This is a genomic window from Vibrio sp. 10N.261.55.A10 (assembly GCF_041470825.1).
GTDB classification, from domain to species: Bacteria; Pseudomonadota; Gammaproteobacteria; order Enterobacterales; family Vibrionaceae; genus Vibrio; species Vibrio crassostreae_C.
Map to the genome: position 1 here is coordinate 142,528 of NZ_JBFRNC010000050.1, position 21,397 is coordinate 163,924.

Genomic DNA, 21,397 nt, shown 5'->3' on the forward strand with positions numbered 1-21,397 from the left:
AATGAAAAAATTAGCATTCGCCGCATGTGTAGTGGCATTAGCGGGTTGTTCTGCGCCACAAGTAGAATGGCAGCAAGATAATCAAGTCGAAGTATCTGCAGCAACAGTTACCATGAAAAGCAACCTTTGGCACAACAAGATGCCAACGATTGGCGAGACTCAAGATAAGACCCTACATGGTGCTATCTACCTAGAGTCAGATTCACAACTGCCAGCAACGCTTGCGGTTGAGAGTGTTACGGTTAAACAGGGTGCAGACACCTTGTTGGTAACGGCTGACGATCTTGATTTAAGAACACACAGTGAAACTCAATGGGAAGTCGCGTTTGTATGGCAGCTAGAGATCGACAGCGACAAGCCTGTTGATGTAGCGGTGGAACTTAAAGATGGCGAAACCGTGAAGTGGTTAGTAGAGAAAGACGTTAAGGTGGATACGGTTTACTAAAACCTTATCCAATTAAGAACAATAAAAAAGGGAGAATGCGTTGGCATTCTCCCTTTTTAATAACTATTGATGACGCTTCTAGTGTTCAAAACACTTACTGGTGAGTAGTGCTAAATGGTAAGAGGCGCGAATCGAATTAGTCTTCTAGGTCACCACAAAAGCGGTAGCCTTCACCGTGAATCGTTGCGATGATTTCTGGCGTACCAGAAACAGATTCAAAGTGCTTACGAATACGACGGATTGTTACGTCTACAGTACGATCGTGTGGCTTAAGCTCACGGCCAGTCATCTTCTTAAGAAGGTCAGCACGTGTTTGGATCTTACCTGGGTTCTCACAGAAGTGAAGTAGAGCACGGAACTCTGAACGAGGTAGCTTGTAGCCTTCGCCATCTGGGCTAACCAGAGAACGACTGTTGATATCTAGTACCCAACCGTTGAACTCATACTTCTCAACGCTACGCTTCTCTTCTTGAACAGAGCTTGTGCTCATTGAACGGTTCAGAAGGTTGCGTGCACGGATAGTCAGTTCACGAGGGTTGAAAGGCTTAGTGATGTAGTCATCAGCGCCGATCTCTAGGCCAAGGATCTTATCAACTTCATTATCACGACCAGTTAAGAACATAAGCGCTACGTTTGCTTGCTCACGTAGTTCACGCGCAAGTAGTAGGCCATTCTTACCTGGAAGGTTGATGTCCATAATTACAAGGTTAACTTGGTTGTCAGATAGCACTTGGTGCATCTCTTCACCGTCGCTAGCCTCAAAAACAGCATATCCCTCTGCTTCAAAAATACTCTTTAGAGTGTTACGAGTTACTTGCTCATCTTCAACGATAAGAATCTGCGGGGTTTGCATTTGGCGGTACCTAAATTTGTGACGAAACTGTGCTAATAGAATAAATTCTAGGCAAAAACATAACATACAGGTAATGTATTTTTGATGATAACTTAAAGTTTTCAAAAAAACACTTACTTCCAGCTATCTGCCTTCCTTGAAGTATTGCCCAATAACGTAGATCCAGTACGCCTTTCAATCATTCTTTTAGTGATTGGAGTGGATTCTATAATGTTAACAGCATGCTAACAACGCGAGAATGTTAATTCCATTCACTTTGTTGATTTACATCAATTGCTGTATCGCAACAAACTTTAATAGTATGGCTACAACTTAACCAATGTTATGGTGACTATTTAGCACCAAAACAAGAATGATTATTCGAGATGCTTCGCACATCTTGCCTGCTAAAGACCGGATTATGAACCAAGGAAGCTGAAAGCTGTCCTAAGAGTCTAGTAGATAAATATGCTCAATCAACTTTTATTGAGTAATAAATTGAGCATAGAACAATGAAAACAAAGGATTAATTTTAATAACATATAAAAGCATAGAGGCTAGCCTGACATAACCGGTAACGCCTTACTCACGGAGGATATATGCACGATATAACACCCGACTTGTGTGATGAGTTTGAAAGCGAAGTCACCCTACTGAACATGCCATTGCAGAACTTCGGCCAACGTGGTGCGTTCTTTGGAAAAATTGTAACAGTTCGTTGTTATCACGATAATTCCAAGGTTCGCGAGGTTTTAGAGACCGACGGCTGTGGCAAAGTGCTTGTCGTTGACGGAAATGGCTCATGCCAGAAGGCGCTGCTTGGCGATCAACTCGCTATTCTCGCGATAGAAAACGGTTGGGAAGGCGTGATTGTAAACGGTGCGGTGCGTGATGTAGGCATGATGTCGCAAATGGACCTTGGCGTTCAGGCGTTAGGTGCATCGCCATTCAAAACAGAGAAACGCGGTGTCGGCCAAGTGAATGTGACACTCTCTATACATAATCAACTGATTCAGCCTGGTGACTACATTTATGCCGATTGGAATGGCGTGTTAATTTCATCTGAGCTGTTAATTGAATCGTAACTGACTCAAATTGAATGCCGTTGATAGATTAGAACGGGGAATGGTTTGTGATGCACTAAAAGTTTGGATCTCAATCCGCACTAATCTGTTAATAAAGAACAAGCTAAAGAGACTAAAAGCGAAACCCTAGTCCCACCTCAACACCTTGCTGCCACTCTTCATAATCAAGGGTGGCATGCAAATCTAGGTTATCTGTTAGTTGCACTCGGCTGGAAACCTCTGCGGCTACCGATTTCTCATTGTCTTCGGTCTCGTCTTTATAGGTGTGTAGAAAACTGTTAAAAGAGACTCTTTCTGAGAACTGATAACTGACACCACTCAAGAATCCACTTTCCTGTTTCAGTGCCGCACTATTGATACGTGTACCGACGTAAAGATCTACATCTGAAAACAAGCTATAAGAGTAGCCACTGTCTATCTTCCAAGTATCGAAGCTTTCACTCGACGCGTTTTGTGTGGAGATAAAGAATTTATGAGAAGAACTATCGATCTGGCTGGGTAGTAGAGGCAAGCTATTCGCTGAACAAACAACAGGCATAGCAAAAGCCAAAAGAATAAGTAATCTCTTCATTTCCCACTCCTGATGTCATTATTATTGTTCTTCGAACGTTATCGTTCAATTAAAGCACAGAACTTGTACGTTCGCTGCACAATCGATATAGCATTTTGTTATGACTATGTATGCGATTGATCACTCTTGCCTGTTCAATGAGTAAATCCAGTATCTTAAGTGAAGGTTTATACAGGGTGTTTTATCCCTTAAATGACGGTTTGCTCTGAAAAACGGTGCGAATGTAAAAAAAACGCAACTTTTCATTGACGTCCAGTGGTAAAAATTGATACACGTAGAGTAAAGCACAAGCAGAGAATTTGATATGCAGCACGTAAGCCACCTAGTAATGACCACAACCATTATTATTACCGACATTAACATTGTTGGGGCAGGCTGCTAAGTAACGGATTTTAAAAAAAAGGCCTGTATCCAACAAGATACAGGCCTTTTTTTGTACCATTTTTATGACTTATGGAGAAAGGGATGCGCGTTTTAAAGTTTGGAGGTTCATCATTAGCTGATGCAGATCGTTTTTTACGAGCGGCTGATATCATCGCTAATAATGCCCAGCAAGAAGAGCTAGCCGTTGTACTATCGGCTCCAGGAAAAACAACCAATAAGTTGGTCGCTGTTATTGAAGCTGCACTGAAAAATGGTGAAGCTGACGCACAGATTACAGAGATCGAATCTTCATTTAACACACTGTTTGCAGAGATCAAAGCGGTCGTGCCTTCTATCGATGGTGCCGCGTTTCAAGAGCAGGTGGATACCTCTCTTGCTCAGCTAAAGCAGTTCGTGAATGGCATCAACCTACTTGGTATGTGCCCGAACCACGTTAATGCTCGCATCATCAGTAAAGGTGAGCGAATCTCTATCCAGTTAATGAAAGCGGTACTGGAAGCGAAAGGCCAACCAGCAAGCCTGATTGACCCTGTCCAATACCTATACGCTAAAGGCGATCACCTTGAAGCTATGGTCGATGTGGATGTCTCTACTCAGAACTTCCAACAATCTCCACTTCCTAAAGGTCACGTTAACATCATGCCTGGCTTTACTGCGGGTAATGAAAAAGGTGAGCTAGTCACACTAGGTCGTAATGGTTCTGACTACTCAGCGGCTGTGTTAGCGGCGTGTCTACGTGCTGATTGCTGTGAAATCTGGACTGATGTCGATGGCGTTTACAACTGTGACCCACGCTTAGTTGATGATGCTCGTCTGCTCAAGTCTCTTAGCTACCAAGAGGCGATGGAGCTTTCTTACTTTGGTGCTTCGGTTCTACACCCGAAAACCATTGCTCCTATTGCGCAATTCCACATTCCTTGTCTGATCAAAAACAGCTTCAACCCACAAGGCGCAGGTACTTTGATTGGCCAAGACACTGGCGAAGATAACCTAGCAATCAAAGGTATTACGACGCTAAGTGACCTAACCATGGTTAACGTATCAGGCCCAGGCATGAAGGGCATGGTAGGTATGGCGAGTCGTGTATTCGGCGCGATGTCTTCTGCTGGCGTTTCTATTGTCCTTATTACTCAATCTTCTTCTGAGTACAGCATCAGCTTCTGTATTGAATCGGCTGATAAGGTGAAAGCGAAACAAGTGTTGTCAGACGCGTTTGAACTTGAACTTAAAGATGGCCTGTTAGAGCCGGTTGAGTTCATGGATGACGTTGCGATTGTAACGCTGGTGGGTGACGGTATGCGCACTTCACGTGGCGTAGCATCTCAGTTCTTCTCTTCTTTAGCTGAAGTGAACGTCAACATTGTTGCTATTGCTCAAGGTTCTTCAGAGCGCGCTATTTCAGCGGTTATCCCTGAAGACAAAATCTCTGAAGCAATCAAAGCGTGTCACGAGAACCTATTTAACTCTAAGCACTTCCTAGATGTATTCGTTGTGGGTGTCGGCGGTGTTGGTGGCGAGCTTGTTGACCAGATCCAACGTCAGCAAGGCAAACTGGCTGAAAAAGGCATCGTGATTCGCGTATGTGGTTTAGCAAACAGTAAAGGTTTGTTGCTAGACAGCGATGGTCTACCGTTAGAGCAGTGGCGTGACCGCATGTCGAGTGCGACTGAAGAGTTCAGCCTAGCGCGTTTAGCGGCTTTGGTTCAACGTAACCACATCATCAACCCAGTATTGGTTGATTGTACGTCTAGCGAAGGTATTGCGGCGCAGTACGCTGATTTCCTAGCGGCTGGTTTCCACGTAGTAACACCAAACAAGAAAGCAAACACAGCAAGCATGGCTTACTACCATCAGCTTCGTGAAGTTGCACGCAACTCACGTCGTAAGCTGATGTACGAGACAACAGTAGGTGCAGGTCTACCGGTCATCGAAAACCTACAGAACCTTATCTCTGCAGGTGATGAACTTGAGAAGTTCAACGGCATTCTTTCAGGTTCACTGTCTTACATCTTCGGCAAGCTTGATGAAGGTATGACACTGAGCCAGGCAACCAATATTGCAAAAGATAACGGCTTCACTGAACCGGATCCTCGAGATGATCTATCTGGTATGGATGTGGCGCGTAAGTTGCTTATTCTTGCTCGTGAAGCAGGCATGGCGCTTGAACTTGAAGATGTTGAAGTAGACCAAGCTCTGCCACCGGGTTTTGATGATTCAGGTACGGTTGAAGAGTTCATGGCTCGCCTACCAGAAGCGGATGCTTACTTCAAAGAGCAGTCAGCTATCGCAGCAGAAGAAGGTAAAGTACTTCGTTATGTGGGTGAAATCGCTGAAGGTAAGTGTAAGGTTCGTATCGCTGCTGTTGATGGCGACGACCCAATGTTCAAGATTAAAGATGGCGAGAACGCATTAGCATTCTACAGCCGTTACTACCAACCAATCCCTCTAGTACTGCGTGGCTACGGCGCGGGTACTGAAGTAACAGCTGCTGGCGTATTCTCTGATGTGATGCGTACTCTTGGTTGGAAATTAGGAGTTTAAGAATGAGTTCAAGTGATATGGATGTTGTCGTTTATGCTCCTGCATCAATCGGTAATGTCAGTGTAGGGTTTGATGTGCTGGGGGCCGCTGTGTCTCCAGTGGATGGCACGCTGCTAGGTGACCGAGTTATGGTTAAAGCCGGTGATGAACCATTCTCACTTAAAACTGCAGGCAGCTTTGTTTCTAAGCTGCCAACTGAAGCAAAAGAAAACATCGTTTACGACTGCTGGGTGGTGTTCTCGAGAGAGCTTGATAAAAAAGGCGTTACGCTAAAGCCTTTAGAAATGACACTAGAAAAGAACATGCCTATCGGTTCAGGTTTGGGTTCTAGTGCATGTTCAATCGTCGCGGCACTGGATGCGCTAAACCGTTTTCACGGTCAGCCCCTGAATGAAACTGAACTGCTTGCTCTGATGGGTGAAATGGAAGGCAAGATTTCAGGTGGTATCCACTACGATAACGTTGCGCCATGTTACCTTGGTGGTGTGCAGCTCATGCTTGAAGAGCTAGGCATCATCAGCCAAGAAGTACCGTGTTTTGACGACTGGTACTGGGTAATGGCTTATCCGGGTATTAAGGTTTCAACGGCTGAAGCGAGAGAGATCCTACCATCTCAATATCGTCGTCAGGATATTATTGCTCATGGTCGTCACTTAGCGGGCTTTATCCACGCGTGTCATTCAGGTCAACCTGAACTGGCGGCGAAGATGATCAAAGACGTGATCGCTGAACCATATCGTGAGAAACTGCTTCCAGGGTTTGCTGATGCTCGTAAATACGCGCTGTCAGCTGGGGCACTGGCTACTGGTATTTCTGGTAGTGGTCCAACTCTATTTAGCATTTGCAAAGAACAAGATGTCGCCGAGCGTGTTGCACGCTGGTTAGAACAAAATTACGTACAAAATGAAGAAGGATTCGTTCACGTTTGTCGCCTAGATAAGCAGGGTTCGATCGTTACAGGAAGTGAGTTATGAAACTGTACAACATCAAAGAAAATGATGAACAAGTCTCTTTTGGCCAAGCCGTTCGTCAAGGCTTAGGCCGTAATCAAGGTCTATTTTTCCCATCTGAACTGCCAAAGTTTGATGATATCGATGCGCTGCTAGCAGAGGACTTTGTCCCTCGTAGCTCAAAGATTCTGTCGGCATTGATTGGTGATGAATTACCAAAAGAACAGATCGACCAAATGGTGGATGCAGCGTTCCAATTCCCTGCACCAATCAACCAAGTAAAAGACGGCGTTTACGCGCTTGAGCTTTTCCACGGTCCAACACTGGCGTTTAAAGATTTCGGTGGCCGCTTTATGGCTCAATCTTTAGCAGCTGTTTCTGATGGTGGTCAAATCACTATCTTAACGGCAACATCAGGTGATACTGGTGCGGCGGTTGCGCATGCTTTCTACGGCATGGAAGACATCAATGTTGTGATTCTTTACCCGAAAGGCAAGATCAGCCCACTGCAAGAGAAGCTGTTCTGTACGCTTGGCAAGAACATCCACACTGTGGCGATTGATGGTGACTTTGATGCGTGTCAGGCTCTAGTTAAAGACTCATTTGATGACGCTGAACTGCGTAAAGAGATCGGTCTTAATTCGGCAAACTCGATCAACATCAGCCGTTTAATGGCTCAGATCTGTTACTACTTTGAGGCGGCTTCTCAGCTGACTAAAGAGCAACGTGAAAACCTCGTTATCTCTGTACCAAGTGGTAACTTTGGTAACCTAACGGCTGGTCTATTGGCTAAAGCGCTAGGTCTACCTGTTAAGCGTTTTATCGCAGCAACTAACGAAAATGACACTGTTCCTCGTTACCTAGAAACAGGTCAATGGGATCCAAAACCGACTGTTGCGACAACATCGAACGCGATGGACGTAAGCCAACCAAACAACTGGCCTCGTATCGAAGAGCTTTGCCAACTGAAAGGTTGGGGCTTAGATACACTAGGCAAAGGTAAAGTATCTGACGAGCAGAGCGCTGAGTCAGTTCGCGACCTAAAAGCACAAGGTTACCTATGTGAACCACATGGTGCGATTGCTTACCGTCTACTGGAAGAGCAACTGCAAGAGAACGAAACTGGCTTGTTCCTGTGTACAGCACACCCAGCGAAATTCAAAGAAGTGGTTGATGACATCCTAGGTTCTGATATCGAACTGCCTGGCCCGCTAGCAAAACACGCGGCGATGGAATTGTTGTCTGAAGATCTTGATAACGATTTTGAAGCGCTAAAAGCTGTGCTTCGTCGAGTTCAACCGTAACGTCCATTTGTTTTTCGAACAAATAAAAACGGCGCTCAATGAGCGCCGTTTTTGTATTCTAATTTAAGCTCTAAAAATTATAGAGACTCAGTGAACGTACGTGCGATAACGTCACGTTGCTGTTCAGTTGTTAGAGAGTTGAAACGTACAGCGTAACCCGATACACGGATAGTTAGCTGTGGGTAGTTCTCTGGGTGAGCAACTGCGTCTTCTAGCGTTTCACGCTTAAGAACGTTAACGTTTAGGTGTTGACCACCTTCGATGCGTGGTGCTGCTTCGATTGCAACTTCACGGCTTTCGTACTCGCCTAGGTCTGCAGCTGAGATAACTTGGTCAGCTTCGAAACCTGCAGTAGCAACAACACAACGAGCTTCATTCTTCTCGCTATCTAGTAGCCAGATTGAGTTTAGTAGGTCATCGTTTGCTGCTTTAGTAATTTGAATACCTTGGATCATAACTATCTCCTAGTCCACTGAATGTGGTTTGATTATGGTGTTAACTTTCGATTTTTATTGAGCCGGGTAATATATACCTAATATTAGTAAGGTTAACATTGATTTAAGTCAAAAAACAACCAAAAACCATATTTTTACAAAGGTGATTATATTGAGGTAAATCAATAAAACCTTTGAAAACAAAGTAATTACAAAATATTTTAAAGTATAAAAAATATTTAACAGTCATATTTGTTGTAAGTTTACTACATTTGTTGTGTTTTTATTGAACTACAACCGATACGACCCTTTATTTATTAAGCATTCTGAAAGTGTAAAGTGATTTAATGACAAACAATAATTCATCCTCAAAACCGGAAACAAATATTAAGTTTATTGGCGCTCATGTCTCGGCTGCTGGTGGAGTTGATCAGGCGCCTATGCGTGCACGTGAAATTGGCGCCAATGCGTTTGCACTGTTTACCAAGAACCAGAGACAGTGGGCGGCAAAACCGCTAGAAGCGAAAACCATTAGTGCCTTTAAAGCTAATTGCAAAATGTTGGGCTTCGGTGCTGAGCACATTCTTCCTCATGACTCCTACCTTATTAACCTAGGAGCACCAGAAGAAGAGAAGCTAGAGAAATCACGCGCGGCTTTTATTGATGAAATGGAGCGTTGTAATCAACTTGGATTAACGCTTTTGAATTTTCATCCTGGGAGTCATTTAAAGAAAATCTCAGAAAGCGAATGTTTGGCGAAGATCGCTGAATCGATCAACCTAGCTCATCAAGCGGTACCTGACGTAATCGCAGTGATCGAGAATACGTCTGGGCAGGGCACTAATCTGGGTTGGAAGTTTGAACATCTAGCAGAGATCATCGAACAGGTAGAAGATAAGTCACGTGTTGGTGTGTGCTTAGACACCTGCCATACGTTTACTGCTGGCTATGACTTACGTACAAAAGAGGCTTGTGAGCATACTTTTGCTGAGTTCGACCGCATCGTGGGTATGCACTATCTAAGAGCAATGCACATCAATGATTCAAAAGCTGAGTTCGCGAGCCGAGTCGATCGACACCATTCTTTAGGAAAAGGCGAAATTGGCTGGGATTGTTTTGAGTATATTGCCTCTGATTCTCGCTTTAATGGTATCCCTCTTATCTTGGAAACCATTGATTCGACGATCTGGAAAGAGGAAATTCAACAACTTAGAATGTTTCATCGCTCAGCAACGCTAGCGAGCGAACAAGCGTAATAATAGAGGGGGAAATTTATTTCCGTCTATTTCTAAAAATTGGCACCTTTCTTTCATAGTATTAAAGTGAATATGTAGTTCACGATGTCTTAGAGGAGGTGCCTTTATGTATTCAATCACCCAAACTTCAACTATTGCTGTCGCACGCCGTTTACCTACACCAAACCGTCACGTGCATAACCACGGCCACCATCGTACACAGCAGAAAAGTGGTTAATCGAGATAAGCACAACTTGAACTGATTATTATGATTCATCAACAAGTGAACCCTACACATCATGTTTATTGATAGCTGTATGAGGTATAACTAGAGCCTTATTTAGGACAGTTAGCCGATACAGCTATTTTTTTGTCTGGCGAAAGCCGCTAGAAACCTTGATGATTGGGAAGTAAAACGATGACCGCACCAAAGACTTGGGAATCCATTATTAATGATGAACGTGATAAAGAGTACTTTCAGAGTGTCCTCGCGTTTGTTGAACAGCAACGTAATAGTGGCAAAACCGTCTACCCGCCACAAGAACAGGTGTTCAGTGCCTTTGATATGACGCCTTTCGAATCCGTGCGAGTGGTTATCTTAGGGCAAGATCCTTATCACGGTGCTAACCAAGCTCACGGCTTAGCATTCTCAGTGCTTCCTGGTGTGAAAATCCCACCTTCTCTACGCAATATGTACAAAGAGCTTGCACAAGATATAGAGGGCTTTGAGATTCCTAGTCATGGTTATCTCGATTCTTGGGCATCGCAAGGGGTGTTGATGTTGAACACAGTCCTTACAGTCGAAGAGGCAAAAGCACACTCACATGCTAAGTGTGGCTGGGAAACCTTTACCGATGCCATTATTGCTGAGCTCAATCAGCGCTCTGAACCGATCATCTTTTTGTTGTGGGGCGCACACGCCCAGAAGAAAGGTCAAGCGATTGATGACGACAAGCATCATGTGTTGGTTGCACCTCACCCATCGCCATTATCGGCACGCCGTGGATTCTTCGGTTGTCAGCATTTCTCTACAACCAACAAGCTGCTTTCTTCTATGGATCAACAACCTATTGACTGGCGTTTACCAACAGAAGTGTAGGTTGGTGGTTTTCTGAGCAGGGTCAAATCATAAATCAGCATATTCGTATACACTTGTAAATAGTAGGTGTAATGGAGTGCAATACTATGATGATTGAAAGGATAAGACGAGAGCATGGCTATATGGCTCGTTTACTCGCGATACTCAACAGTAAGTTAGAGTTTCTGAAACAGGAGCGAGAAATAAACTATAGCCTGATCGCAGAGGTGGTTCATTACCTTATGAACCATTCAGACAAAGTGCATCACCCTAAAGAAGACGTCATTTATCGCTACTATCTTAAGCAATATGGCAGCGAGCAAGCGATTGAAGACTTGGAGTTAGAGCATCAATTGCTTTCTGAGAAAACGGCGGACTTTTTAGGTTTGGTCGATATGATCCTTCAAGATGCGGTGGTTCCTCAGCAAGTCTTTATTGAGCAGCTTGAAGCGTTTGTTAAGGCTCAGCGAAAGCACATGGAATATGAAGAGAAGCATGTGCTACCCATGATTGTTGAGGCGTTCACGGTGAAAGATTGGCAAGAAGTGGAGTCTCAATGGCTTCAACCGGAAGATGACCCTGTTTTTGGAGAGACCATCGCCGATCAATATCGCCAACTCGCGGCTCGGGTTCGACAAAATGAACAAGAGTGTGTTTAGCCCGTTGTAATGTTGAGGTGCACCTATTTTAGGTGTCCTCTATATTAGAGGGTTGGTTTCCAAATGGCGCTTTGAGCGGATTAACTACCTCAAAAAATAAAAAAGGCACCTATATAGGTGCCTTTTGCTATCTGATTTCTTATCGTGCTGATTAAAGTTTTATATCGTCAAGGCTAAAATCAAGACCTAGGTTCATCTCTCTCAGCTCTTTCTCAAGCTTCCTACGATCGTTGATGGCTTCGATTTCACGCCACTTACGCTTGAGTGGTTTCGAGCGTGATTTTTGAGTTACACGAGGCATTTCTAGTTCTGATACTTCATCGAATTGAAAGCTATCCATAAGCCATATCTCCTTCCGTGGGACTAGTTCTTACGAACCAATAAATATCATATTTAGGTTCACAATAACTTTGATTTGTTTCTCATTTGTTTCAAATCCATGAAGCTTTTGTTCTATTTTCTTATGCATGCTCACACATTGTGAGAATTATTATGTATAAAAAACAGGCAAACAAACCTAAGTAAACGATTAAATTGGGGGTTATTGAATGTTAATTCATTGTACGAATGGAATAGCGTTTTGACTACAATGCATTGAAGTGCACATGGTACCGTGCGGTATAGGGATCTCATTGGCCTAGAAAAAAACGAAGATCTTCACTATACCTTGTAAAACCTAGGCTGACGTCATTTTTATAGGATGGTGTTCTTGTTGGGGTAGTGCCGTGGCTGTTGTTGATATTATGTCCCGATAATGTGACTTTTATTGGGCTGCATTGTTGAAAGTTGTGTTAACAAAAGGTGTGTTATTAGTGAAATGTCATTTTAATATAAGTGTATTTGCATATTGATTTTTAGGCCGTCTCGCTGCATTATCCGCCCGTCAAAAAATACACTGATACGTAAAATGGATGCATGAAGCGACATTTACAGTCTCAATCGCCGCAAGAATATAACAAGAGTGCCGACACAACATTGACAGAGGCATAGGCGATTAAGAGGAAGGCTAGGAAGCATGATCGGTGCTTAAACTCAATTACGAGGTTCACGTGACAGACTTAATCAATTTGATGAACGATCTCCTTTGGGGATCTATCTTAGTTTACTTACTGGTTGGTGTGGGTATCTACTTCACTGTACGACTAGGCTTCATTCAATTCCGCCATTTCGGCCACATGTTCTCTGTTCTTAGAAACAGCCGTAAAGCAGACAGTGCTGGTATCTCTTCTTTCCAAGCTCTTTGTACTAGTCTCGCTGCTCGTGTAGGTACGGGTAACATGGCAGGTGTTGCTGTAGCACTAACCGCCGGTGGCCCTGGTGCTATCTTCTGGATGTGGCTAATCGCAATGCTAGGTATGGCAACATCGTTTGCAGAAAGCACACTGGCACAGCTATACAAAACGCGTGATAACGACGGTAACTACCGCGGCGGCCCTGCATACTACATGGAGAAAGGCCTAGGCATGCGTTGGATGGGGGTTCTATTCTCTATCTTCCTCATCATTGCATTTGGTCTTGTATTCAACGCGGTTCAAGCGAACGCGATTGCAAGCGCAATGAATACGGCATTCGACCTTGAGCGTAGCTACGTTGGTGTTGGTATCGTAATCATCTCTGCGTTCGTTATCTTCGGTGGTATCCGTAAGATTGCACGCACAGCAGAAATCATCGTTCCAATCATGGCATTGGCTTACCTAGCGATCGCTATGTACGTGATGTTCGCGAACATCGAGAAAGTGCCTGAAGTACTGGCTCTTATCTTCAAGAGTGCATTCGGTCTGCAAGAAGCAGCAGCGGGTGGCCTAGGTTACGCAATCGCACAAGCGATGATTAACGGCATCAAACGTGGTTTGTTCTCGAACGAAGCGGGTATGGGTTCTGCGCCAAACGCAGCAGCTTCTGCTACGCCTTACCCACCGCACCCAGCATCACAAGGTTACGTGCAAATGCTAGGCGTGTTCATGGATACCATTGTTATCTGTTCAGCAACAGTCGCAATCATCCTGATGTCTGGTGAGTATGTACCACACGGTGAAGTAACGGGTATCGAACTAACGCAACGTGCACTAACAGCACAAGTGGGCGAATGGGGCGGCATTTTTGTAGCGGTAGCGATTTTCTTCTTCGCTTTCACTTCAATCATTGCAAACTACTCGTACGCTGAAACGAACCTTATCTTCCTTGAGCACAACAACAAGAAGGGCCTAGTGCTGTTCCGTATCGTTGTTCTGGGTATGGTTATGTTCGGTTCTCTAGCGACGTTACCAACGGTATGGGCACTGGCTGACGTATCGATGGGCCTAATGGCGATTGTTAACTTGGTGGCGATTATCCTGCTATCAGGTATCGTGATTAAGCTAGCGAAAGACTACAACCGCCAACTAGACGCGGGTAAAGTACCAACATTCGATTCGAATGACTTCCCAGAGCTTAAGTCTCAGCTGGAAGACGGTATTTGGGACAACAACAAGAAGTAATCTTGTTGGAGCGATAAACGGCTCATCCTAAAGTGATTAGAAAGGCTAAGGTTTCGACCTTAGCCTTTTTGTTTGCCTGTCATTTGTCTCATTCTGTCTATCGAAGCTCATTCTCCCTATCGAAGTAATAGGAACAGTCATAAAGACAAGTTGATGTTTTTTCTATACTCTAGCAGCATCCAGTTAGATAACCGATTAGGGTAAAGTTATGTTAGTTGTCGTTTCTCCAGCCAAAACACTTGATTACGAATCACCATTAGCGACGGAACGCTTTAGTCAGCCTGAGTTTGTTGAACACTCTGCTGAGCTGATTGAAGAGTGCCGCAAACTGACGCCAGTAGATATTTCTGCACTGATGAAAGTCAGCGATAAAATCGCAGGGTTGAACGTAGCGCGCTTTGAGCAGTGGAGCGAGACCTTTACCCAAGACAACGCACGCCAAGCAATCCTAGCCTTTAAAGGCGATGTATACACTGGCCTAGACGCTGAAACGCTATCGGATGAAGATTTTGACTACGCACAAGACCACCTGCGCATGCTTTCTGGGTTATATGGCTTGCTTAAGCCATTAGATTTGATGCAGCCATACCGCCTAGAGATGGGTACACGCTTAGCCAATGCTCGTGGTACTAACTTGTACCAGTTCTGGGGCAACATCATCACAGACAAGCTCAATGAAGCGTTGAATGCTCAAGGCGACAATGTGTTGATCAATCTAGCGTCGAACGAATACTTTAAAGCCGTGAAGCCGAAGAACTTGGATGGCCAAGTGATTACCCCTGTATTCAAAGACTGCAAGAACGGTCAGTACAAGGTGATCAGTTTCTACGCGAAGAAAGCGCGTGGCATGATGGCTCGCTACATCATCGAGAACAAGATCGACTCGGTTGAGGCGCTGACCCAGTTTGATACGGCGGGCTACTACTTCGTTGAAGAAGAGTCGAACGCGAAAGAGCTTGTCTTTAAGCGCGAAGAGCAAAACTAGTAGTCCTTGGCTAACGAGTAGCTCTCGGTTTTAGCCTGTAGTTAATATTAGAGACCGAGACAGGCCAGATAGAGAAAAGCCCCATGCAGCGAACTGCATGGGGCTTTTTTATTGAATCGTTGAAGCTGGTAGATTACTTCTTCTTTGCTGCTTTCTTTTTCTTCGCGATTTTTTTCTTCTTCGCGATTTTTTGTTTCTCTACCGCTTTCTTATCTTCTTTCTTCGGCTTCTTCTTCTTAGTCACGGCCGCTTTCTTATGCGTAGGGCGCATGCCTTCAATAAAGCGTTCTTTGATTGGTTCGTCTGTGTAACGAGCCACACGCTCAATCATTAGTTGATCGTGCGCTTCAATGATAGAAACCGCGTTACCTTTTTTACCAGCACGAGCAGTACGGCCAATACGGTGTAGGTATACGTCAGCAGTACGTGGCATGTCGTAGTTGATTACGTGGCTTACGTCTGGAAGGTCGATACCACGAGCAGCAACGTCAGTCGCTAGTAGTACGTTTACAGAGCCGTCACGGAAACGAGCAATCGCGTTGTTACGACGATCTTGAGGCATTTCACCTTGGATCCACGCACATGGAATTTGCGCGCTTTCAAGTTGAGCTCGTAGATCACCTAGACGATCACGCGTCTTCAAGAATACGATGCTGCGCTCAGCTTGCTCTGTGATGACGTGCTTTAGGATGTTCAGCTTGTGCTCTGCTGTGTCTGCACGGTGGTACCACTGAGTGATCTTCTTACGCTCACGAAGTGATGATTTCGCATCGATCTCCGCTGGGTTTTTCAGTAGATCTTCAGTGAAGCCTTCAATGCCTTTACCTTCTAGCGTTGCTGAGAACAGTAAAGTTTGTTTACGCCAGCGACACTCTGCAGACAGACGGTCAACAACAGGACCAAAGCCCATGTCTAGCATGCGGTCGGCTTCATCTAGAACCAGCCATTCAATCGCACGACAGTCAAAACGCTCGCCTTCAATGTATTCCATCAAACGGCCAGGTGTTGCTACTACGATATCTTGAGTGGTACTTAAGATATCTGCGTGCTCTTGGTACATCACACCGCCCGTGATCGTGAAGATATTTAGGCTGGTGTATTTAGCAAGCTCACGTGCTTGTTCGGTGATCTGCATTGCTAGCTCACGCGTTGGCGTCAGGATAAGCATACGTGCAGGGCCAGATTTTTTACGTGGAAAATCCAGTAGGTATTGCAGTGCTGGCAATACAAATGATGCTGTTTTACCAGTACCTGTTGGCGCAGAAGCCAAAACGTCTCTTCCATCTAACGCTTGTGGGATCGCTTCAGCTTGTATCTGTGTTGGACGTTCGTAGCCCATTTCGTCAATTGCTTTAAGCAGCTCTTGGTTTAGATCGAGTTCTGCAAAGGTTCTGATCACTGTTGTTTCTCCACAAGCAATAAATGTTTCTGCCTCAAAAAGCAGACGATAAAAAAGAGTAGTCGGACATTATAGAAGCATTAGTGATTAGGATCACATGGTATTTGCTACATCTTGAGATAAAAATCTTTAGTGAGCGCAATAAATGCTTCGCTATAACCACCTTGATGGTGAATTGTAAGCGATTCGCGCTGCAAATCTTGCTCGCAAGCAGGATCTTTAGATAACTCAAATAGAATTCGGCTAGCCGGTTTCTTGTCTGTTGTTTTCACATCAAGGCGTTTTGCTAGATACCAACCACATTGCTCGGCAAGCTTGATAAAACCTTCCCCCTCAGGCGTCGGTAGGATGAAACTGGCAGTCGCGGCGTCGGTTGTTATCTCGAAACAACGCTGGGCAAGCGCTAAATGATCCAAGCTGTCGGTGTGCCTGGCGGTGGCTCTTTGGCTTTGCTGCGCCTGTTCTCCAGAGTTGAAGTAGGGCGGGTTACAGATGATCGCATCAAACCTTTGTGGAAAGTCGGTTGTTAACACGCTGCCGTGATCAAGGGAGATACGATTTTGCCAAGGCGACTGCTCAATATTGACAGTGGCAGCATCAATAGCGTGTTGATCAATATCTATCGCAGAGATTGAAGCATCTTCAAAACGCTGCGCAGCCATCAAAGCCAGCAGACCTGTCCCGGTTCCAATATCGAGTACACATGATCTTTGTGGCAGGCTTACCCAAGCGCCAAGTAATACGCCATCGGTACTGACTGGCATACCGCTTTTCCCGCCGTAAATTGAGAATTGCTTAAAATTGAAGCTTTTAGTTTGCACTGTTTTGTCTTTCATTAATGTTCTGAGTATCGAGATATTTTAAGTGATTAGCTCTAATGTTAACCGCTTGTATGAATCAATGTTCTGCTTGGAAGAATATTGTTGTGCATTATGGTTAGTTTATAATTGTGGCTATTTTTCTATAGCTAGTGGAATCCACTGCTTTTTGTTCTCATATGCAAATTTATATGGTGTTTTTGTGTGGTGACTTGCAGCTAGCCAGTTGTTTCGTCATTATGCGCGACTATTTTATAGATTGATTGGCAGCTTTGAGCTGTAACATTCATGTAAGCACAACATAAATTCATAAATATAATTAAGGATTATCTGTGAAACAGAGTCTAAAACTAACAGATATAATGGCATTGGGCTTTATGCTTTTTGCGTTTTTCTTGGGTGCGGGTAACATCATCTTCCCACCTCTAGCTGGCCAATTAGCCGGTGATCACTTCCTTCCAGCGATGTCTGGTTTTCTGCTGACTGCCGTTGGTCTGCCGTTAATCACTATCGTCGCGGTCGCAGTGGCTGGTGGCTCTTGGGGTCACTTAACTAAAGATCTTCCTAAGAAAGCAGCAACCATCATGGCTGTACTGATCTTTATCATTATCGGTCCTGCATTTGCTGCACCGCGTACTGGCCTTGTTGCCTATGAGATGGCGGTGAAACCGTTCTTCATCGATGCCTCTCAAGCTCACCTAACTCTCTTTTCGATTGCATTTTTTGCAGTAGCGATGTTCTTCTCATGGTCGCAAGGTAAGCTTATTGACGTCATTGGTAAGGTGCTAACACCTGCACTGTTCGTTGGTTTGGTTGTGCTGGCGATTGCTGTATTCGTTAACCCTCAAGGCGATATTCTTGCGGCTCACGGTGAGTACATCACTCAACCACTAACCAAAGGTTTCCTTGAAGGCTACAACACCATGGATACTTTTGCTTCTTTGATGTTTGGTATGCTGATTGTTGATGCGATTCGTAGCAAGGGCATTACTGACCGTGCAGCGACGACTAAGTACCTAATTAGCGCGGGTTGTATTGCCGCAGCGGGTCTGGCGTTTGTTTACATCTCTCTATTTTTCCTAGGCGCAACAAGTGCAACAGTCGCAGCTGGGGCAGACAATGGCGGTGCTATTTTAAGCCTATACGTTCAATCGTTGTTTGGTCCTTCTGGTCAGCTAGTGCTTTCTGTGATCGTACTATTAGCATGTCTAACTACGGCGATTGGCCTTGTGTCAGCATGTTCTGATTACTTCAGCTCGCTAACGCCTCTGTCTTACAAGACTTGGGTAATCATCAATGGTGTAGCTTGTGCAACCGTTGCGAACGTTGGTCTTTCTCAACTGATTTCTCTGTCTGTTCCAGTACTGTTTGCACTGTACCCAGTCGCTATCGCGTTGGTTGCTCTGACATTCTTACGTAGCCGTTTCCCTAATCCAAAAGCGGCTTACCGCGTAGTGGTATTAGTGTCACTGCTGTTTGCTCTTATTGATGGCGCTAAAGTAGCGGGTGTAGACGTGTCTGCACTTAAGATGCTGCCACTGTTTGAGATCGGTATGGGTTGGTTGCTTCCAACAACGGCTGCAATCATCTGTATGTTCTTTGTTGGCAAGTCAACAGAACAAGAGATGGCTGAAGAGACTGTTTAATCTTCCGTTGAGATTAGATTGTCCTTCGAGATGAAATAGAAAAGGCCTCATTACTTCGCAGTAATGAGGCCTTTTTGTATTCTGTGGTCTTTTTATATCCAGCTAGTTACTTGGTTAGCTACTTAGCCGGGAGTACTTCTGTTTGGTTATAGCTTTTCGCTGTACTCAACCAGTACTTGCTCAACCCAGCTTGCGATACGGTCGTCGCTTAGCTCGTATTGTGAATCTTCATCAAGCGCCAAACCAACGAATTGAGATTTGTCTTCGGTTAACGCTTTAGACGCTTCGAACTCGTAGCTGTCATCGTTTGGCCAGAAGCCAACAAACTCTGCACCCGCGGTTTTCAGTTCATCATGCAATAGACCCATCGCATCTAGGAACCATTCGCCGTAGCCTTCTTGGTCACCCAAACCAAACAGAGCCACAACCTTGCCTTTCATAGGCGTGGTTGCGATGTCTTCCCACAGTTCATTCCAATCTTCTTGGATTTCACCGAAGTCCCAAGTCGAGATGCCCAGCAATAAAAGGTCGTAGTCCGCCATCAATGAAAGAGGGGTTTCTTTCACGTTATGGATATCAACTAGGTCTTCACCAATAATGCCGCGAATTTTCTCTGCTGCCATTTCTGTGTAGCAGGTGGTTGAGCCGTAAAATAATCCAATTTTCATAGCAAACGTTCGATTTTAATTTCAGATGGCGAATTCTAACCATAAATCGACTTCGATTGCAGCGATTATCCGCTCAAGTCGTAATTTTTATGGCATTCATATTTGCTCTGGCATACTCTCAAAACAGTTTCCAATATTGTGAGTAACACTATGCAGTCGCCTCAAGGGCAGAGCGCAGACCACGGTCTCGTTGAGCAGTTTTTAGATGCTATGTGGATGGAGCGAGGATTATCGGAGAATACGCTTGTCTCGTACCGTACCGATTTGTCCAAGTTATTAGCGTGGATGGAAAAGAACAATTACCGCCTCGACTTCATTAGCCTTTCAGGTTTACAGGATTATCAAGGCTGGTTAGCCGACGCCGATTTTAAGCAGACCTCTCGTGCCCGTATGTTGTCGGCGATTCGTCGCTTGTTCCAATATTTGCACCGCGAGAAAATCAGAGGCGATGATCCAAGTGCCTTGTTGATCAGCCCGAAGCTGCCGCAACGCTTGCCGAAAGATTTGAGCGAAGAACAGGTTGATGCTTTGCTCGATGCGCCAGATCCGAACGATCCGATTGAGCTTCGCGATAAGGCGATGCTTGAGTTACTCTATGCAACCGGTTTGCGTGTGACAGAACTGGTTAGCTTGACGATGGAAAACATCAGCCTAAGACAGGGCGTGGTGCGTGTTATTGGTAAGGGTGGCAAAGAGCGCTTAGTACCAATGGGCGAAAATGCGGTGGATTGGATAGAGACTTTTATTGAACAAGGTCGTCCACATCTACTTGGCGAAAACAGTTCTGATGTGGTTTTTCCGAGTAAACGCGCCAAGCAAATGACCCGTCAGACGTTCTGGTATCGTATTAAGCACTACTCGGTCGTCGCTGGGATCGATACAGAGCTGTTGTCACCACACGTATTGAGACACGCTTTTGCGACGCATTTACTGAACTATGGCGCAGATCTCAGGGTCGTACAGATGTTACTTGGGCATAGTGACTTATCGACAACCCAAATTTATACTCACGTGGCGACTGAAAGGCTCAAGCAAATTCATGCGCAGCATCACCCACGTGCTTAAATCCATTTATTTTTAAGGTGAACTTAATGAGCGTATTACGCCGTCTTCCTCTACTAGCGCTTCCTCTTATGATTACTGCATGTAATGCATCAGAAGCGAAAGTAGAAACAACATCAACAGCCGTAGAAGCTGCTCCAGCTCAAGCTATTGATACAGCTGCGTTAACTAAGCGTTTTGAAAAAATCGGTATTAAGGTCGATAAGATTGTTCCTTCGGATATCGATGGTTTGTTAGAAGTTCAAACCAACAGCGGCATTATATTTTCTTCTCCAGAGGGCGATCACTTTCTAGCCGGTACACTTTACTCTTTGGATGAAAACGGAAAGTTCAGTGATGTTTTGGCTGAGCGTCAAGCTCCGCTGAATGCTGAAAAAGTGGCAGCGATGTCGGATACGGTTATTGAATACAAAGCCGATAACGAAAAGTATGTTGTGACGGTATTTACTGACATTACGTGCGGCTACTGTGTTCGTCTGCACAGCCAAATGCAAGGCTACAACGATTTGGGTATCACCGTTCGTTACATGGCTTACCCACGCCAAGGTGCGACAGGGCAAGTTGCCGATCAAATGGCAGCAATCTGGGCGTCAGATGATCCAAAAACAGCGATGCATGACGCTAAAGTAAACCGTCAAATGCCAGCGTCTGGTAAAGACCTAGCAGAGCAAAAGCAGATCATTGCTAAACAATACCAACTGGGTCGTGAGCTTGGCATCAATGGCACACCGGCTATCGTGCTAGCAAGTGGTGAGTTGGTGAGTGGTTACTTACCGCCAGCACAACTTCTTCAACGTTTAGAGCAATAATCTCGTTTTCTGTAT

Annotated in this window: 20 protein-coding genes, 1 pseudogene and 1 other annotated feature; of the genes and pseudogenes, 13 read left to right on the forward strand and 8 right to left on the reverse strand. The window is 44.8% G+C overall.

Annotated elements, in window-relative coordinates; genetic code table 11:
* The first annotated feature begins 1 nt into the window (after position 1).
* Complete coding sequence (locus AB4274_RS15945; protein ID WP_017062884.1) at positions 2-445, forward strand: hypothetical protein; 444 nt, start codon at positions 2-4, stop codon at positions 443-445.
* Positions 446-581: 136 nt separating this feature from the next.
* Here AB4274_RS15945 and arcA read toward each other — a convergent pair whose 3' ends face one another.
* Together arcA and AB4274_RS15955 are read right to left on the reverse strand one after the other, a co-directional pair.
* Positions 582-1,298: a two-component system response regulator ArcA gene (arcA, locus tag AB4274_RS15950; RefSeq protein WP_004741534.1), complete on the reverse strand. Its 717-nt coding sequence runs from the start codon at positions 1,296-1,298 to the stop codon at positions 582-584.
* 429 nt (positions 1,299-1,727) lie between these two features.
* A pseudogene (locus tag AB4274_RS15955) lies at positions 1,728-1,829 on the reverse strand (ribonuclease activity regulator protein RraA); the annotation flags it as partial.
* Positions 1,830-1,876: 47 nt separating this feature from the next.
* Here AB4274_RS15955 and AB4274_RS15960 point away from each other — a divergent pair.
* Positions 1,877-2,362, forward strand: coding sequence for a putative 4-hydroxy-4-methyl-2-oxoglutarate aldolase (locus AB4274_RS15960; RefSeq protein WP_017059310.1), 486 nt, complete (start codon positions 1,877-1,879; stop codon positions 2,360-2,362).
* 112 nt (positions 2,363-2,474) lie between these two features.
* Here the strand turns inward: AB4274_RS15960 and AB4274_RS15965 are convergent, their stop codons facing one another.
* Positions 2,475-2,933 carry a ribonuclease regulator gene (locus AB4274_RS15965; protein WP_372112590.1) on the reverse strand — a complete coding sequence of 153 codons (459 nt, stop codon included), beginning with the start codon at positions 2,931-2,933 and terminating at the stop codon, positions 2,475-2,477.
* Between the two features lie 317 nt (positions 2,934-3,250).
* Positions 3,251-3,369 (forward strand) — a sequence feature (Thr leader region).
* A 29-nt stretch (positions 3,370-3,398) separates the two neighbouring features.
* On the opposite strand from AB4274_RS15965, the gene thrA reads away from it, so the two are divergent.
* From thrA to thrC, 3 genes are read left to right on the forward strand one after another with little or no spacing between them, the layout of a single operon-like run.
* Positions 3,399-5,858, forward strand: coding sequence for a bifunctional aspartate kinase/homoserine dehydrogenase I (gene thrA / locus AB4274_RS15970; RefSeq protein ID WP_017059312.1), 2,460 nt, complete (start codon positions 3,399-3,401; stop codon positions 5,856-5,858).
* 17 nt (positions 5,859-5,875) lie between these two features.
* Entirely contained in the window at positions 5,876-6,832 is a 957-nt protein-coding gene (gene thrB, locus AB4274_RS15975; protein WP_032545653.1) for a homoserine kinase, read from the forward strand.
* Positions 6,829-8,112: a threonine synthase gene (gene thrC / locus AB4274_RS15980; RefSeq protein WP_017059314.1), complete on the forward strand. Its 1,284-nt coding sequence runs from the start codon at positions 6,829-6,831 to the stop codon at positions 8,110-8,112. Before thrB ends, thrC begins: the two co-directional genes overlap by 4 nt.
* 77 nt (positions 8,113-8,189) lie before the next feature.
* On the opposite strand, the gene grcA is transcribed toward thrC, so the two are convergent.
* Positions 8,190-8,567: an autonomous glycyl radical cofactor GrcA gene (gene grcA / locus AB4274_RS15985; protein WP_017059315.1), complete on the reverse strand. Its 378-nt coding sequence runs from the start codon at positions 8,565-8,567 to the stop codon at positions 8,190-8,192.
* Positions 8,568-8,893: 326 nt separating this feature from the next.
* Here grcA and nfo point away from each other — a divergent pair, with 326 nt between their 5' ends.
* The 3 genes from nfo (at position 8,894) to AB4274_RS16000 (ending at position 11,518) form a co-directional block, all read left to right on the forward strand.
* Positions 8,894-9,802: a deoxyribonuclease IV gene (gene nfo / locus AB4274_RS15990; protein ID WP_017062881.1), complete on the forward strand. Its 909-nt coding sequence runs from the start codon at positions 8,894-8,896 to the stop codon at positions 9,800-9,802.
* Between the two features lie 397 nt (positions 9,803-10,199).
* Positions 10,200-10,880, forward strand: coding sequence for a uracil-DNA glycosylase (gene ung / locus AB4274_RS15995; RefSeq protein ID WP_017059317.1), 681 nt, complete (start codon positions 10,200-10,202; stop codon positions 10,878-10,880).
* An 86-nt stretch (positions 10,881-10,966) separates the two neighbouring features.
* Positions 10,967-11,518 (forward strand): hemerythrin domain-containing protein, encoded by a 552-nt coding sequence (locus AB4274_RS16000; RefSeq protein ID WP_017070073.1) that lies wholly within the window; start codon positions 10,967-10,969, stop codon positions 11,516-11,518.
* 151 nt (positions 11,519-11,669) lie between these two features.
* Here AB4274_RS16000 and AB4274_RS16005 read toward each other — a convergent pair whose 3' ends face one another.
* On the reverse strand, positions 11,670-11,858 hold the full coding sequence (locus AB4274_RS16005; RefSeq protein WP_372112592.1) for a DUF3545 family protein: 189 nt from the start codon (positions 11,856-11,858) through the stop codon (positions 11,670-11,672).
* A 709-nt stretch (positions 11,859-12,567) separates the two neighbouring features.
* On the opposite strand from AB4274_RS16005, the gene AB4274_RS16010 reads away from it, so the two are divergent.
* Together AB4274_RS16010 and yaaA are read left to right on the forward strand one after the other, a co-directional pair.
* Positions 12,568-13,995 carry a sodium:alanine symporter family protein gene (locus tag AB4274_RS16010; RefSeq protein ID WP_032545312.1) on the forward strand — a complete coding sequence of 476 codons (1,428 nt, stop codon included), beginning with the start codon at positions 12,568-12,570 and terminating at the stop codon, positions 13,993-13,995.
* A gap of 208 nt (positions 13,996-14,203) precedes the next feature.
* Entirely contained in the window at positions 14,204-14,980 is a 777-nt protein-coding gene (yaaA, locus tag AB4274_RS16015) for a peroxide stress protein YaaA (protein ID WP_017059322.1), read from the forward strand.
* Between the two features lie 133 nt (positions 14,981-15,113).
* On the opposite strand, the gene srmB is transcribed toward yaaA, so the two are convergent.
* Both srmB and AB4274_RS16025 read right to left on the reverse strand, forming a co-directional pair.
* On the reverse strand, positions 15,114-16,379 hold the full coding sequence (gene srmB / locus AB4274_RS16020) for an ATP-dependent RNA helicase SrmB (RefSeq protein WP_017059323.1): 1,266 nt from the start codon (positions 16,377-16,379) through the stop codon (positions 15,114-15,116).
* A gap of 107 nt (positions 16,380-16,486) precedes the next feature.
* Positions 16,487-17,215 carry a tRNA1(Val) (adenine(37)-N6)-methyltransferase gene (locus AB4274_RS16025; RefSeq protein WP_017062876.1) on the reverse strand — a complete coding sequence of 243 codons (729 nt, stop codon included), beginning with the start codon at positions 17,213-17,215 and terminating at the stop codon, positions 16,487-16,489.
* Positions 17,216-17,529: 314 nt separating this feature from the next.
* Here AB4274_RS16025 and brnQ point away from each other — a divergent pair, with 314 nt between their 5' ends.
* Entirely contained in the window at positions 17,530-18,843 is a 1,314-nt protein-coding gene (brnQ, locus tag AB4274_RS16030; protein ID WP_017059325.1) for a branched-chain amino acid transport system II carrier protein, read from the forward strand.
* A 146-nt stretch (positions 18,844-18,989) separates the two neighbouring features.
* On the opposite strand, the gene fldB is transcribed toward brnQ, so the two are convergent.
* On the reverse strand, positions 18,990-19,511 hold the full coding sequence (gene fldB, locus AB4274_RS16035; protein WP_048606779.1) for a flavodoxin FldB: 522 nt from the start codon (positions 19,509-19,511) through the stop codon (positions 18,990-18,992).
* Positions 19,512-19,661: 150 nt separating this feature from the next.
* Between fldB and xerD the strand changes: the two genes are divergently transcribed.
* Together xerD and AB4274_RS16045 are read left to right on the forward strand one after the other, a co-directional pair.
* Positions 19,662-20,576 (forward strand): site-specific tyrosine recombinase XerD, encoded by a 915-nt coding sequence (gene xerD / locus AB4274_RS16040; protein ID WP_017059327.1) that lies wholly within the window; start codon positions 19,662-19,664, stop codon positions 20,574-20,576.
* 26 nt (positions 20,577-20,602) lie between these two features.
* On the forward strand, positions 20,603-21,382 hold the full coding sequence (locus AB4274_RS16045; protein ID WP_017062874.1) for a thioredoxin fold domain-containing protein: 780 nt from the start codon (positions 20,603-20,605) through the stop codon (positions 21,380-21,382).
* Positions 21,383-21,397 lie beyond the last annotated feature (15 nt).

Bases quoted from the DNA above. Each gene is read 5' to 3' on its own strand.
- AB4274_RS15945 (WP_017062884.1), top strand. From the start codon at position 2: ATGAAAAAATTAGCATTCGCCGCATGTGTAGTGGCATTAGCGGGTTGT.
- arcA (WP_004741534.1), bottom strand. From the start codon at position 1,298: ATGCAAACCCCGCAGATTCTTATCGTTGAAGATGAGCAAGTAACTCGT.
- AB4274_RS15960 (WP_017059310.1), top strand. From the start codon at position 1,877: ATGCACGATATAACACCCGACTTGTGTGATGAGTTTGAAAGCGAAGTC.
- AB4274_RS15965 (WP_372112590.1), bottom strand. From the start codon at position 2,933: ATGAAGAGATTACTTATTCTTTTGGCTTTTGCTATGCCTGTTGTTTGT.
- thrA (WP_017059312.1), top strand. From the start codon at position 3,399: ATGCGCGTTTTAAAGTTTGGAGGTTCATCATTAGCTGATGCAGATCGT.
- thrB (WP_032545653.1), top strand. From the start codon at position 5,876: ATGGATGTTGTCGTTTATGCTCCTGCATCAATCGGTAATGTCAGTGTA.
- thrC (WP_017059314.1), top strand. From the start codon at position 6,829: ATGAAACTGTACAACATCAAAGAAAATGATGAACAAGTCTCTTTTGGC.
- grcA (WP_017059315.1), bottom strand. From the start codon at position 8,567: ATGATCCAAGGTATTCAAATTACTAAAGCAGCAAACGATGACCTACTA.
- nfo (WP_017062881.1), top strand. From the start codon at position 8,894: ATGACAAACAATAATTCATCCTCAAAACCGGAAACAAATATTAAGTTT.
- ung (WP_017059317.1), top strand. From the start codon at position 10,200: ATGACCGCACCAAAGACTTGGGAATCCATTATTAATGATGAACGTGAT.
- AB4274_RS16000 (WP_017070073.1), top strand. From the start codon at position 10,967: ATGATGATTGAAAGGATAAGACGAGAGCATGGCTATATGGCTCGTTTA.
- AB4274_RS16005 (WP_372112592.1), bottom strand. From the start codon at position 11,858: ATGGATAGCTTTCAATTCGATGAAGTATCAGAACTAGAAATGCCTCGT.
- yaaA (WP_017059322.1), top strand. From the start codon at position 14,204: ATGTTAGTTGTCGTTTCTCCAGCCAAAACACTTGATTACGAATCACCA.
- AB4274_RS16025 (WP_017062876.1), bottom strand. From the start codon at position 17,215: ATGAAAGACAAAACAGTGCAAACTAAAAGCTTCAATTTTAAGCAATTC.
- fldB (WP_048606779.1), bottom strand. From the start codon at position 19,511: ATGAAAATTGGATTATTTTACGGCTCAACCACCTGCTACACAGAAATG.
- xerD (WP_017059327.1), top strand. From the start codon at position 19,662: ATGCAGTCGCCTCAAGGGCAGAGCGCAGACCACGGTCTCGTTGAGCAG.
- AB4274_RS16045 (WP_017062874.1), top strand. From the start codon at position 20,603: ATGAGCGTATTACGCCGTCTTCCTCTACTAGCGCTTCCTCTTATGATT.